Source organism: Serratia inhibens (genome assembly GCF_003591175.1).
Classification (GTDB): Bacteria; Pseudomonadota; Gammaproteobacteria; order Enterobacterales; family Enterobacteriaceae; genus Serratia; species Serratia inhibens.
In genome coordinates, this window is the sequence record NZ_QYYG01000007.1 from 167,428 (window position 1) to 180,346 (window position 12,919).

General features: G+C 57.5%; 12 protein-coding genes. 8 read left to right on the forward strand and 4 right to left on the reverse strand.

The genetic code is table 11. The features are described 5' to 3' along the window. The first annotated feature begins 23 nt into the window (after nucleotides 1-23). Nucleotides 24-2,045 carry an oxidoreductase gene (locus D4100_RS19620; RefSeq protein ID WP_119805069.1) on the forward strand — a complete coding sequence of 674 codons (2,022 nt, stop codon included), beginning with the start codon at nucleotides 24-26 and terminating at the stop codon, nucleotides 2,043-2,045. 46 nt (nucleotides 2,046-2,091) lie between these two features. Here D4100_RS19620 and rlmG read toward each other — a convergent pair whose 3' ends face one another. After that, the gene (rlmG, locus tag D4100_RS19625; protein WP_006320522.1) at nucleotides 2,092-3,231 is read right to left on the reverse strand and encodes a 23S rRNA (guanine(1835)-N(2))-methyltransferase RlmG; all 1,140 of its coding nucleotides are present in this window, start codon (nucleotides 3,229-3,231) and stop codon (nucleotides 2,092-2,094) included. A 230-nt stretch (nucleotides 3,232-3,461) separates the two neighbouring features. Between rlmG and D4100_RS19630 the strand changes: the two genes are divergently transcribed. From D4100_RS19630 to sstT, 7 genes are all read left to right on the forward strand, one after another. Beyond that, nucleotides 3,462-3,752, forward strand: a complete 291-nt coding sequence (locus D4100_RS19630; RefSeq protein ID WP_119805070.1) for a type II toxin-antitoxin system RelE/ParE family toxin — start codon at nucleotides 3,462-3,464, stop codon at nucleotides 3,750-3,752. Nucleotides 3,753-3,766: 14 nt separating this feature from the next. After that, entirely contained in the window at nucleotides 3,767-4,090 is a 324-nt protein-coding gene (locus D4100_RS19635) for a HigA family addiction module antitoxin (RefSeq protein ID WP_006320518.1), read from the forward strand. Then, on the forward strand, nucleotides 4,083-4,595 hold the full coding sequence (locus D4100_RS19640) for a M48 metallopeptidase family protein (RefSeq protein WP_006320516.1): 513 nt from the start codon (nucleotides 4,083-4,085) through the stop codon (nucleotides 4,593-4,595). Before D4100_RS19635 ends, D4100_RS19640 begins: the two co-directional genes overlap by 8 nt. A gap of 100 nt (nucleotides 4,596-4,695) precedes the next feature. Continuing rightward, nucleotides 4,696-5,676, forward strand: a complete 981-nt coding sequence (locus D4100_RS19645; protein WP_006320515.1) for a Gfo/Idh/MocA family protein — start codon at nucleotides 4,696-4,698, stop codon at nucleotides 5,674-5,676. A 1-nt stretch (nucleotide 5,677) separates the two neighbouring features. Then, entirely contained in the window at nucleotides 5,678-6,409 is a 732-nt protein-coding gene (locus tag D4100_RS19650; RefSeq protein ID WP_119805071.1) for a glutamine amidotransferase, read from the forward strand. 256 nt (nucleotides 6,410-6,665) lie between these two features. After that, nucleotides 6,666-7,640, forward strand: coding sequence for a TerC family protein (locus D4100_RS19655; protein WP_006320513.1), 975 nt, complete (start codon nucleotides 6,666-6,668; stop codon nucleotides 7,638-7,640). 268 nt (nucleotides 7,641-7,908) lie between these two features. Beyond that, the gene (gene sstT, locus D4100_RS19660) at nucleotides 7,909-9,144 is read left to right on the forward strand and encodes a serine/threonine transporter SstT (protein ID WP_006320512.1); all 1,236 of its coding nucleotides are present in this window, start codon (nucleotides 7,909-7,911) and stop codon (nucleotides 9,142-9,144) included. Nucleotides 9,145-9,148: 4 nt separating this feature from the next. On the opposite strand, the gene D4100_RS19665 is transcribed toward sstT, so the two are convergent. The 3 genes from D4100_RS19665 to uxaC form a co-directional block, all read right to left on the reverse strand. Then, nucleotides 9,149-9,706 carry a YgjV family protein gene (locus D4100_RS19665; protein WP_006320511.1) on the reverse strand — a complete coding sequence of 186 codons (558 nt, stop codon included), beginning with the start codon at nucleotides 9,704-9,706 and terminating at the stop codon, nucleotides 9,149-9,151. A 74-nt stretch (nucleotides 9,707-9,780) separates the two neighbouring features. Next, nucleotides 9,781-11,271 carry a UxaA family hydrolase gene (locus tag D4100_RS19670; RefSeq protein ID WP_119805072.1) on the reverse strand — a complete coding sequence of 497 codons (1,491 nt, stop codon included), beginning with the start codon at nucleotides 11,269-11,271 and terminating at the stop codon, nucleotides 9,781-9,783. 20 nt (nucleotides 11,272-11,291) lie between these two features. Next, nucleotides 11,292-12,704, reverse strand: coding sequence for a glucuronate isomerase (gene uxaC, locus D4100_RS19675; protein ID WP_119805073.1), 1,413 nt, complete (start codon nucleotides 12,702-12,704; stop codon nucleotides 11,292-11,294). Nucleotides 12,705-12,919: the final 215 nt, after the last annotated feature.

Here is a 12,919-nt window from a genome sequence, read left to right on the forward strand (position 1 = left end):
TGAAAGACGCGATGGAGACTGCAATGAGCAATTACCCACACCTGCTGGCGCCGCTGGATCTCGGCTTCACCACCCTGAAAAACCGGGTGCTGATGGGATCGATGCACACCGGCCTGGAAGAACTTCCCGATGGCCCGGAACGCATGGCCGCTTTCTATGCCGAACGCGCAGCGGCCGGCGTAGCGCTGATCGTGACCGGCGGTATCGCCCCCAATGAAAAAGGCGTGGTATACCGCGGCGGTTCCACTCTCAGCCGCCGGGATCAGGTCGATCATCACCGGATCGTCACCGATGCCGTCCACCGGGCCGGGGGCAAAATTGCTTTGCAGATCCTGCATGCCGGCCGCTACAGCTATCAACCGCAGCCGGTGGCGCCGTCCGCGCTGCAAGCGCCGATCAACCCTTTCGCCCCGACCGCGCTGAGCGAGGCGGAGATCGAACAGACCATCGCCGACTTCGCCCACTGTGCACTGCTGGCGCAGCAGGCCGGTTACGACGGCGTAGAAGTGATGGGTTCCGAAGGCTATTTGATCAACCAATTCCTGGTGTCGCGCACCAACCAGCGCGATGACTCATGGGGAGGCAGTTTCAGCAACCGCATGCGTTTTGCCGTGGAGATCGTCCGGGCGGTGCGTCAGGCGGTTGGCCGCGAGTTCATTTTGATTTACCGCCTGTCGATGCTCGATCTGGTGGAAGACGGCTCCAGCTGGCAGGAGATCGAACAGCTGGCGCTGGCGATAGAACAGGCGGGCGCAACCCTGATCAACACCGGCATTGGCTGGCATGAGGCGCGGATCCCGACTATCGCCACCATGGTGCCGCGTGCCGGTTTCAGTTGGGTGACCCGCAAGCTGATGGGCAAAGTGCGCATCCCGCTGATCACCACCAACCGCATCAATGACCCCGCGGTTGCAGAACAAGTGCTGGCGGACGGCTGCGCCGACATGGTGTCGATGGCGCGCCCGTTCCTGGCCGACGCCGCTTTTGTGCAAAAAGCTGCCGAAGGGCGCGCCGACGAAATAAACACCTGCATTGGCTGCAATCAGGCCTGTCTCGATCAGATTTTTGAAGGCAAGCTCACCTCCTGCCTGGTGAACCCGCGCGCCTGCCGCGAAACCGAAATGCCGCTGACCATGGCCGAAAAGCCGAAAAAGCTGGCGGTGATCGGCGCCGGGCCGGCCGGGCTGGCGTTTGCCACCACCGCCGCCAGCCGCGGCCACCGGGTGACGTTGTTCGATGCCGCCGATCAGATTGGCGGGCAGTTCAATATCGCCAAGCAGATCCCCGGTAAAGAAGAATTCCACGAAACCCTGCGCTACTTCCGCCGCCAGCTGGCACTGCTTGAGGTGACGGTGAAACTGGGTACGCAGGTAGAAGCCGCCGATCTGGCGGAATTCGACGAAGTGATCCTCGCCTGCGGCATAGTGCCGCGCACGCCGGCGATCCCAGGGATTGATAACGCCAAGGTGCTGACTTATCTGGACGTATTGCGCGACAAAAAGCCGGTCGGCCAGCGGGTGGCGATTATCGGCGCCGGCGGCATCGGCTTCGACACCGCCGAGTACCTCAGCCAGCACGGTGTGTCGAGCAGTCTGGATCAAGCAGAATTTAACCGTGAATGGGGTATCGATGGCCAGCTCAGCCAACGCGGCGGGCTGGCGGCGCAAGGGCCGGTGGCGGAGCGCGGGCCGCGGCAAATCTATCTGCTGCAGCGCAAAACCAGCAAAGTGGGTGAAGGCCTGGGGAAAACTACCGGTTGGATCCACCGCACCAGCCTGACAATGCGTGGCGTCAAGATGCTCAATAGCGTGAACTATCAACGTATTGATGAGGAAGGATTGCACATTTCACGCGCCGAGCAGGAAAGCTGTCTGCCGGTGGATACGGTGATTATCTGCGCCGGGCAGGAACCACGCCGCGAACTACAGCAGCCGCTGCTGGCGATGGGAAAAACCGTGCATTTGATTGGCGGTGCGGACGTTGCCGCCGAGCTGGATGCCCGCCGCGCAATCGATCAGGGTACGCGGCTGGCGATGGCACTGTAATAAATAGCCATTCATTAAGGGGCGCATGCATTGCGCCCCCGGTTACTCAGTAACGTGCGCCGGATTTCACCGCTTTCAGGATCACAAACTTCTTGTTGGATGCCACAAGGGTGCAGTTACCAAACAGACGCTTCAGCTTCTGGTGGTAATCCAGATGACGATTGCCGACGATGCGCAGCTCGCCGCCCACCTGCAGGCAACGCTTGGCGTCACAGAACATCTGCCAGGCGGTATGATCGGTGATCGCATGCTGCTGGTGGAACGGCGGGTTGCACAGCACTGCCTGCACGCTTTCGCGCTCAATCCCTGCCAGTGAGTTATTCACTTCAAACTGACAGCGATCCAGCTCCTGCGGCAGGTTGCGCTCCACGTTCAACTCACTGGACGCCACCGCCATGTAAGATTCATCGACAAAGCTCATCTGCGCCTGCGGGTTCTGCACCAGCGCGGCCAGGCCAATAACGCCGTTACCGCAGCCGAGATCGACAATGTGACCGTCCAGATCGTGCGGCAGATTGTCCAGGAACAGACGAGCGCCAATATCCAGGCTGCCGCGTGAGAACACGTTGGCATGGTTGTGGATCAGCCAATCGGTGCCGTCCAGCGTCCAGTTGGTGGTTTCCGGTGCCGCCGGTGGCACTATGTCCGCCACTTCGCAGTGGATCAGGCGCGCTTTCTTCCATGCCAGGCTGGTGCGCGTCGGCCCCAGCACCTTTTCAAACAGCTGCATGGTTGAGGTGTGCACATCGCGCGCCTTGGCTCCGGCGATGATCACCGTGTCCGGCGCCACCACGTTGCGCAGCGAGCGCAGTTGCTGTTCCAGCAGCGCCAGCGCCTTGGGTATGCGGATCAACACCACTGCCGGTGATGCAGGCAGTTCGGCGAGGCTGTCCAGCAGCGTAACCTGCTCCGGATCCAGCTCATTGAGCTTCAGATTATGGCGCGTAGCCAGCTGGCTCATGTATGAATCGCTGATGCTGTAGGGCTGATGGCCGTGCAGCGCACAGGCCAGCGTACCGAAGTTGTCGTTGAAAATCAGCACCGGACGATCGCCAATGTCTACATTTTCAAGCTGTTGCAGCAGATATTCGTCTGCCGCTTCCCACGCCTGCAATTGGGTGGATTCTTCCTGTTGGGGATAACGCTCCAGCTCAAGTTGCTGTGTTCCCAGATCGAGTTGGCTCATTGCCCCTCCTGACTGATAAAATTTGGGCTGTTTATCCCCTAAAAACGTCCATCAGTAAAATGTTTTTTCGGATAAATTGCGCATTCACTCGCGTATCTGAAACCCAATCCCGCGTTTCTGTCCTGATAGCTATAGCATTCCTTCCGCTCACACTCTGTTGAGTTATTTTTAACCTGCCGTAATGTAACTTTAAATGTTACAATCATTCACCCAATGGAATGGGGACTCAGATGATTAAATCTTTCCGGGACAGATATCTGGAAAAATTCTATCGGGAAGGCCGGCGCAATCGTTTGATTCCTTCCCCCCTTGAACGCCAATTGGCCAGAAAACTCGATATACTGGCCGCCGCACAAAAGGAATGTGATTTACATCATCCAACCGGTAATTATTACAAACGCCTGTCCGGCCCCTTTCAAGGCTGGTCCAGCATGCGGGTTAATATGCAATGGCGTTTAATGTTCCAATGGCGCCATGATGCCGCAGAACAGATTTATCTGGACCCACATCAAGATACCTGAGCAAGGGAGAATGTATGTTAGAAACCACAACCCGAAAACCCACGACAGTAGGGGAAGTGCTGCAAGAAGAGTATTTAACTCCGCTGGGTATCGGCCAGGAAGATCTGGCGAAGGTTTTGGGGGTCACTCGCGCCACGGTAAACCGCTTATGCAACGGTCATCGCCGTCTCAGCGTTGCGGAAGCCAATCTGTTTGCAGACTTGTTCGAAACCACGGCTGATTTTTGGCTAAACCTGCAAGCAGCCCACGACCGTTGGGAAGCCAGACAGGCAAATATGCAACGTGAACGGCTGCGTCCGATTATGGAAATACTGGGGCGTAATGTTACCCATGCATGAAAGAGAACTGACTTACCTGCAGGGTTACCCTGAACATCTGCAAAGCCAGGTGCAGCAGTTGATCGACCAGCAGCGGCTGGGGGATGTGCTGTTGCAGCGCTATCCGCAGGTGCATGATTGCACCACCGACAAGTCGCTTTATCAGTATACCGTCGATCTGAAAAACCAATACCTGCGCAACGCCCAGCCGCTGAGCAAAGTGGCCTACGACGGTAAAATCCAGGTGATGAAACACGCGCTTGGCATGCACACCGCCATTTCACGCGTACAGGGTGGCAAGCTGAAGGCCAAGGCAGAAATCCGCGTGGCGACGGTATTCAAGCTGGCGCCGGAGCCGTTCCTGCGCATGATCGTGGTACATGAACTGGCGCATCTGAAAGAGAAGGATCACAACAAAGCCTTCTACAGCCTGTGCTGCCATATGGAGCCGAATTACCATCAGTTGGAATTCGACACCCGACTGTACCTGACCCACCTCTCTGTCTTTGGCGATCTGTATGCATAGCGGGATTCGCCTTCGGTAATTGCCGTGATAATCTGGTTCTTTCTACCCTGTGCCACACTTGAAATTCACAGGGTATAGGGCTTGGGAACCGGAGATATCTATGATTCGCTTTGCCGTTGTTGGCACCAACTGGATTACGGAACGCTTTATCGATGCCGCACATGAAAGCGGCAAACTGAAGCTGACCGCCATCTATTCGCGCAAGCTCGAGCAAGCGCAGGCATTTGGCGCCAACTATCACGTCAGTCTGTTTTTCGATTCCCTGGAGGCGCTGGCCCAATCCGACGCCATCGATGCGGTATACATCGCCAGCCCCAATTCCCTGCATTGCCAGCAATCGCTGCTGTTCCTCAGCCATAAAAAGCACGTGATCTGCGAAAAGCCGCTGGCCTCCAACCTGCGCGAAGCAGAACAACTGGTCGCCTGCGCACGCGAAAACCAGGTGGTGCTGTTCGAAGCCTTCAAAAGCGCCCATCTGCCGAATTTCCTGACCCTGAAGCAGACGCTGCCGAAAATCGGCAGGTTGCGCAAAGCCTTTATCAACTACTGCCAATACTCTTCGCGCTATCCGCGCTATCTGGCCGGCGAGAACCCAAACACCTTTAACCCGCAGTTTTCCAATGGCTCTATCATGGACATTGGCTACTATTGCCTGGCCAGTGCCGTAGCGCTGTTTGGCGCACCAAAATCCGTGATCGCCAGCGCCGCGCTGCTGGACACCGGCGTTGATGCGCATGGAACCGCCTGCCTCAATTACGGGGATTTTGACGTAACCATTTCTCATTCCAAGGTCAGCAACTCGGATATTCCGAGCGAGATCCAGGGTGAAGAAGGGACGCTGGTCATTGATAAAATTTCGGAGTGTCAGGGTGTGGCGCTGACGCCGCGCGGTGGCAATCGTCAGGATCTGACCCAACCGCAGCATATCAATACCATGCTGTATGAGGCACAAGCCTTCGCCGAGCTGGTTGAAAAACGGCAGGTGGAACATCCGGGGTTAGAAAACTCGCTGATCGTCGCCCAGTTGCTGACCGAAATCCGCCGCCAGACCGGCGTGACCTTCCCTGCCGATGGAGAATGACATGAAACCGCTATTGTTGATGCAAACCGGCGATGCGCCGGAGGCAATACGTCGTGATAAAGGCAATTTCGACGGGATGTTCCTGCAACAGGGCAACATCGCCGCCGATCGCGTGCAAATCGTGCATCTTCCGTCAGGCGAACCGCTGCCGGCGCCGCAAAACTACGCCGGCGTGGTAATTACCGGATCCGCAGCGATGGTCACCGAACAATTACCGTGGAGCGAGCAGGCCGCCGAGTGGCTGCGTCAGGCGATGCAGATCAAGCTACCGATTTTCGGCGCCTGTTACGGCCACCAATTGCTGGCCTATGCGCTCGGCGGTGAAGTGGGTTACCACCCGCAAGGCATGGAAGTCGGTACGCTGGATATCGAACTGCTGCCAGACGCCGCCAACGATCGCCGCCTGGCGATGCTGCCGCCGCATTTCAAGGCCAATCTGATCCACTCGCAAAGCGTACTGACGCCGCCTGCCGGCGCGAAGGTGCTGGCTCGCTCACAACAGGACGCCTGTCAGATCATCAGTTATGGCGATCACGCACTGACCACCCAGTTCCATCCGGAATTTAACGGCGCGGTGATGCATCAATACCTGAGCTGGCTCGGCGAACTGTACCCCGAGCAGCAGACGGAGTATCAGCTTAAGCAACAGCAGGTTAGCGATACGCCCTTCAGCCGGTTGCTGCTGCAAGGTTTCGTCGTCAGTCTCGGCGCGCAAAAGGCCCTGGCCGGCTAGCGTGATAAACGTTGACCGCTGACACATTTTGCATTACTTTCTGCGATGCAAAGGGGAGTAACTTCATTGCCGGTTAATCGTCATTACGGTGCGCAAGCATCCGGTTACCGGGCAACATGAGTGGCGGGCACTGCGGGTGCACCTTCATCAACGTTGTAAGTGAGACCTTGCCGGAAGGCGAGGTTTGCTTGTAGCGTTCACAAAGCGGCTGGCGTCTTCCGACGTTGGCCGTTTTTGTTTTTGAAGGATATCTCTGATGATGAATACTGTTGGCACACCTTGGTTATGGGGCAGTTTCGCCGCCATCATAGTTGTGATGCTCGCAATCGACTTACTGCTGCAGGGCCGCAAAGGCGCGCACACCATGACGCTGAAGCAGGCCGCCAGTTGGTCGCTGGTGTGGGTCAGCCTTTCCCTGCTGTTCAACCTGGGTTTCTGGTACTACCTGAACCAAACCGCCGGGCGCGCCGTCGCCGATACGCAGGCGCTCGCCTTCCTCACCGGTTACCTGATCGAAAAAGCACTGGCGGTCGATAACGTCTTCGTCTGGCTGATGCTGTTCAGTTACTTTGCCGTTCCGGCTAACCTGCAACGACGCGTGCTGATTTTTGGCGTATTGGGCGCGATCGTGCTGCGTACCATCATGATCTTCGCCGGTAGCTGGCTGGTGACCCAGTTCCAGTGGCTGCTGTATCTGTTCGGTGCCTTCCTGCTGTTCACCGGTATCAAAATGGCGCTGGCGAAGGAAGACGATTCGGCGATTGGCGACAAGCCGCTGGTAAGGTGGCTGCGCAGCCACCTGCGCATGACCGACAACCTCGAAGGCGAACGTTTCTTCGTGCGTCGCAACGGGTTGCTGTTCGCTACGCCGCTGGTGCTGGTGTTGATCCTGGTGGAGCTGAGCGACGTGATTTTCGCGGTCGACAGCATTCCGGCCATCTTTGCCGTGACTACCGATCCGTTTATCGTCCTGACCTCTAACCTGTTTGCCATCATGGGCCTGCGCGCCATGTATTTCCTGCTGGCCAACGTGGCGGAACGCTTCTCGATGCTGAAATACGGCCTGTCGATCATTCTGATGTTTATCGGCGTCAAGATGCTGATTATCGACTTCTTCCATATCCCGATCGGCGTTTCGCTCGGCGTGGTAGCCGGTATTCTGACATTAACGCTGCTGATCAATGCCTGGGTTAACCGCCGCAACGATCGCCTGGCGAATAAAGCGCCATAATCTGTTATCCGGGGCGCTAGCCGCCCCGTGATTGTTTGGCAATTCGTCCAAAACACCAAACGTTATTGCGATCACACAAATGTAGCCAGTATGTTATCAAGAGTTGATCCGTCCTCAGAATTTCACTTCCTCCCCTTTCCAACCCCATTCGTTTACTGAATACTGGTTTGGCAAACATATTTAGTTACGGATAGAAATAAAAATTGCCCGGCAGCGTTCCTGTCGAGGCAGTCAGTCTGTGCGCAACATCACCGGGAAGAAAAGCATTATGCAAAAACTTTTACAACGGATCATACAGGGCAGCCTGGTTAAGCAAATCATGGTCGGTCTGGCGGCCGGTATTATCGTAGCGCTGGTTTCACCGGCGACAGCCTCCGCCGTCGGGCTGCTTGGCGCGCTGTTCGTCGGCGCGTTGAAAGCGGTGGCTCCAGTATTGGTATTGGTACTGGTGATGGCCTCAATCGCCAACCACAAGCACGGGCAGAAAACCAATATTCGCCCGATCCTGTTCCTCTATCTGCTGGGGACTTTCGCTGCGGCGCTGGTGGCGGTGGTAGTCAGCTTTATGTTCCCGTCCAATCTGGCGCTGGTTACCGGCAATGCGGACATCAACCCGCCGGGCGGTATTGTTGAAGTGTTGAAAAGCCTGCTGATGAGCGTGGTCGCCAACCCGTTCCACGCGCTGATTAACGCCAACTATATCGGCATCCTGGCCTGGGCGATTGGCCTGGGGCTGGCGCTGCGCCACGCTTCGGAAACCACCAAGTCGCTGATTAACGACATGTCGCATGCAGTCACCTTGGTGGTGCGCGCGGTGATCCGCTGTGCACCGCTCGGCATCTTCGGCCTGGTGGCTTCGACGCTGGCGGAAACCGGCTTCGGCGCGCTGTGGGGCTACGCGCAACTGCTGGTGGTGTTGATCGGCTGTATGCTGCTGGTCGCGCTGGTGCTGAACCCGCTGATCGTTTACTGGAAAATCCGCCGCAACCCTTATCCGCTGGTGTTCGCCTGCCTGCGTGAAAGCGGCGTGACCGCGTTCTTCACCCGCAGCTCGGCCGCCAACATTCCGGTGAATATGGAGTTGTGCAAGAAGCTGAATCTGAACGAAGACACCTACTCGGTTTCTATCCCGTTGGGCGCAACCATCAATATGGCCGGCGCGGCGATCACCATTACCGTGCTGACGCTGGCGGCGGTGCACACTCTGGGCATTCCGGTTGACGTCCCGACCGCGCTGCTGCTGAGCGTGGTGGCGGCGATCTGCGCCTGCGGCGCTTCCGGCGTGGCCGGCGGTTCGCTGTTGCTGATCCCACTGGCATGCAACATGTTCGGCATCCCGAACGATGTCGCCATGCAGGTCGTGGCGGTGGGCTTTATCATCGGCGTGTTGCAGGACTCCGCAGAGACCGCACTGAACTCTTCTACCGACGTGCTGTTCACCGCGGCGGCCTGCCAGGCGGAAGATCAACGCCTGGCGGATGAAGACCCGTTGAAGGTGCGTTAAGCGGTTAACGATCGTCAGCGAGGCGCCCAATGGGCGCCTTTTTTTCTACCGCGAAAGGATCGATGCCGCGCAGTTGCAGGCGGCGGAAACGGATAATGTTGAAGCCGTTCATCAGCAGGAAGCTGCCTTCTATCAGCGAACCGCCTATCGACCCGAGCCAGATGTTATGCGTGACCCAGCAGGCGGTGGAACACCACATCACGCAGCGGGTCGTCAGCCCACGGGTGCGAAACAGCGCCCAGGTGCTGATCGACGTACCGAAGATCGGCAGCAGTTCGATGGGATGTTGGAAGTGCGTCAGGCCAATGGTCAGCGTCAAACTGATAAACAGCCACATCACCCACAGGCTGCGAGTGCGCATTGAAACCAGGTTGCGGCAGGCGCTGAGCAACGCACTGCTGCCGGCGGCGCTCGCCCCCATCAGGAAGAAGTGGATACCAATGATCAGGCTGTATCCGGATAGTTGCAGCTTGAAACGCTGGTCGTCGCGATTGAAAAAACTGGTGATACCTACCAGAAAAGCCAACACGCCCACAGCCTGGGCAAACCAATAAAACGTCATTAGGGGATCCTGAAGCGGGAGACAAGAACGTTAAAAGTGAAACGCTGTTTTATGCTACTCCCGCTGCCGGTGCTTTACAATGTCACCCCGCTTTTAAAAATCGCCAACTCGCGGAAATCGTTCGCTTCGTTGCGCGCCGCTTGGCCATTGGCGATCGCCACGATCAGATCGACAAACTGTTCCAGCAGGCGATCCATCGGCGTGCCGTGGATCAATTGCCCGGCGTCGAAGTCGATCCAGTGCGGTTTTTTCGCCGCCAGTTCGCTGTTGGTCGCCAGTTTTACCGTGGGAACGAAGCCGCCGTAGGGCGTGCCGCGCCCGGTACTGAACAACACCATATGACAGCCGGCGCCGGCCAGCGCGCTGGTCGCCACCGCATCATTGCCGGGCGCACTGAGCAGGTTTAGCCCAGGCTGCCGCAGCCGCTCGCCGTATTTGAGCACGTCCACCACCCGGCTCTGCCCGGCTTTCTGCGTGCAACCGAGGGATTTTTCTTCCAGGGTGGTAATACCGCCCGCCTTGTTGCCCGGCGAAGGGTTTTCATAAATCGGCTGGTTATGGGCGATAAAGTACTGTTTGAAATCGTTGACCATACTGACGGTTTTCTCGAAGGTCGCTCGATCGCGACAGCGGCTCATCAGGATCCGTTCTGCGCCAAACATCTCCGGCACCTCGGTCAGCACCGTGGTACCGCCGTTGGCGATCACATAGTCGGAAAACCGCCCCAGCAGCGGGTTGGCGGTGATGCCGGATAGCCCGTCCGATCCGCCGCACTCCAGGCCGAACTTCAACTCGCTCAATTTACCCGGCTGGCGACGATCGTCGCGCATGACCCGGTACAACTCATGCAGTTGCTCCAGCCCGGCCTCCACCTCATCGTCCTGCTGCTGGCACACCATAAAGCGCACCCGCTGCTCATCCGTCGCCCCCAGCGTGCTGCGGAAAACATCGACCTGATTGTTCTCGCACCCCAGGCCAATCACCAGCACCGCGCCGGCGTTCGGATGGCGCACCATATTTTGCAGCATGGTACGGGTGTTTTCATGATCCTGCCCCAATTGCGAACAGCCGAACGGATGGCTGAACAGGTGTACGCCATCGATCCCCTGCGCATCCTGAGTTTCCTTCAGAAAACGCTGCTGGATCTGCCGGGCAATGCCGTTGACGCAGCCGACGGTCGGCACGATCCACAGTTCGTTGCGGATCCCCACCTCGCCGCTGCTGCGGCGATAGAGTTGCACTTCACGATCCGCAGCCTGCGGCGGCAGCGCGGGAAATTCCGGTTGGTACTGATAGCTGTCCAGATCGCTCAGGTTGGTTTTGGCATTTTGCGAGTGGATGTGCACGCCCGGCTCTATGGCGACCAACGCATGGCCGATCGGCAGCCCGTACTTGATGATCGTCTCGCCGGCTGCGATCGGCTGCAGCGCAAACTTGTGCCCACGCGCCACCGGCTGCGAAAGCCGAATAGTCAGCGCTTCCAGCGCCAGCGTTTCTCCGTCGGCCAGATCGCGCAGCGCCACCGCCACATTATCCTGCGAATGAATTTTTACGATGCTTTGCATAAACCAACCTCGGGCAGCGGCTACGCCAGTTCAATGGCGAAATAATTTTTGGCATTGTCGAAGCAGATGTTTTTCACCATCTCGCCGAGCAGCGCGATATCCGCCGGCGCTTCCCCCTCTTCCACCCAGCGTCCTATCATCTGGCAAAGAATGCGGCGGAAATATTCATGACGGGTATACGACAAGAAGCTGCGACTGTCGGTCAACATGCCGACAAAACGGCTCAGCAGGCCAAGCTGTGCCAACTGCGTCATCTGGCGTTGCATGCCGTCTTTCTGATCGTTGAACCACCAGCCTGAACCAAACTGCATTTTGCCTGGCGTGCCTTCCCCCTGGAAATTACCCACCATGGTGCCGATCACTTCGTTATCGCGCGGGTTAAGGCAATACAGGATGGTTTTCGGTAATCCTCCCTGCCGGGATTGGGCATCCAGCAAGCGGGAAAGCGGCTCTGCCAGCGGCCGGTCGTTAATGGAGTCGAAGCCGATATCCGGGCCAACGCTTGCCAGCATCCGGCTGTTGTTATTGCGCAATGCGCCGATGTGATACTGCTGTACCCATTCACGGCGTTGATATTCAGCGGCCAGGAACAGCAGCACTGCGCTTTTGAACTGGGCGCTCTGCTCCGGTCCAGGCAGTTTGCCGCTCAGGCGTTGGGCCAGAATGGCGTCCAGTTCGGCTTCGTTCGCTTCGCCATACACCACCACGTCCAGTGCATGGTCAGCCACTTTGCAGCCGTGGGCGGCGAAGTGGTCCATGCGTTTTTTCAGCGCGTCGCACAGCGAGGTGAAGCGGCTGATATTAATATCCGCTGCCGCCTCCAGCTTTTTCAGGTAATCGTTAAAGCCCGGCGCATCGATATTGAACGCCTTATCCGGCCGCCAGCTTGGCAGCACCTTGATATCGAAACTGTCGTCGGCGGCAATCGCTTTATGGTGGCGCAGATCGTCGATCGGATCGTCAGTGGTGCCGACCATTTTGACCTTCATCTGCTGCATGATGCCGCGCGCCCTGAAATCGTCCTGCGCCAACAGCGCGTTACCGCGATGCCAGATATCGTCCGCCGTGGTCGGTGAAAGCAGCGTGCCGGTGATGCCGAACGGACGGCGCAGTTCGAGATGGGTCCAGTGATACAGCGGATTGCCGATGGTATGGGGCACGGTGGCAGCCCAGGCGTCAAACTTCTCGCGGTCGCCGGCATCGCCGGTGCACAGACGTTCGGCCACGCCGTTGGTGCGCATCGCCCGCCACTTGTAGTGATCGCCCTTTAACCAGATGTCATATAAGTTTTTGAAGCGGGTATTCTCGGCGATCTGTTCCGGCGGCAAATGACAGTGGTAGTCAAAGATCGGCTGATCCGCCGCATAGTCATGATACAAACGCCGGGCAAATTCACTGCCCAACAAGAAATCTTCATTTAAAAACGTCGCCATATCAGGCTCCTCACCTTGCTGGCCGTTCGGCCCAGTGTTCGACACGACAAAGTTATCACACCAATTACACGGAGCGTCCAGCAAAATCTTATCCCAGCCTGCGGGCTATTTCCCTCGAAAAATGGCGCTAAATACACAATCTCACGGCGAAACACGGCCTGAATCACGTGATTATGGGCCAAAGCCTATGGCCAAATTGAATCTCGGCTTTTGTG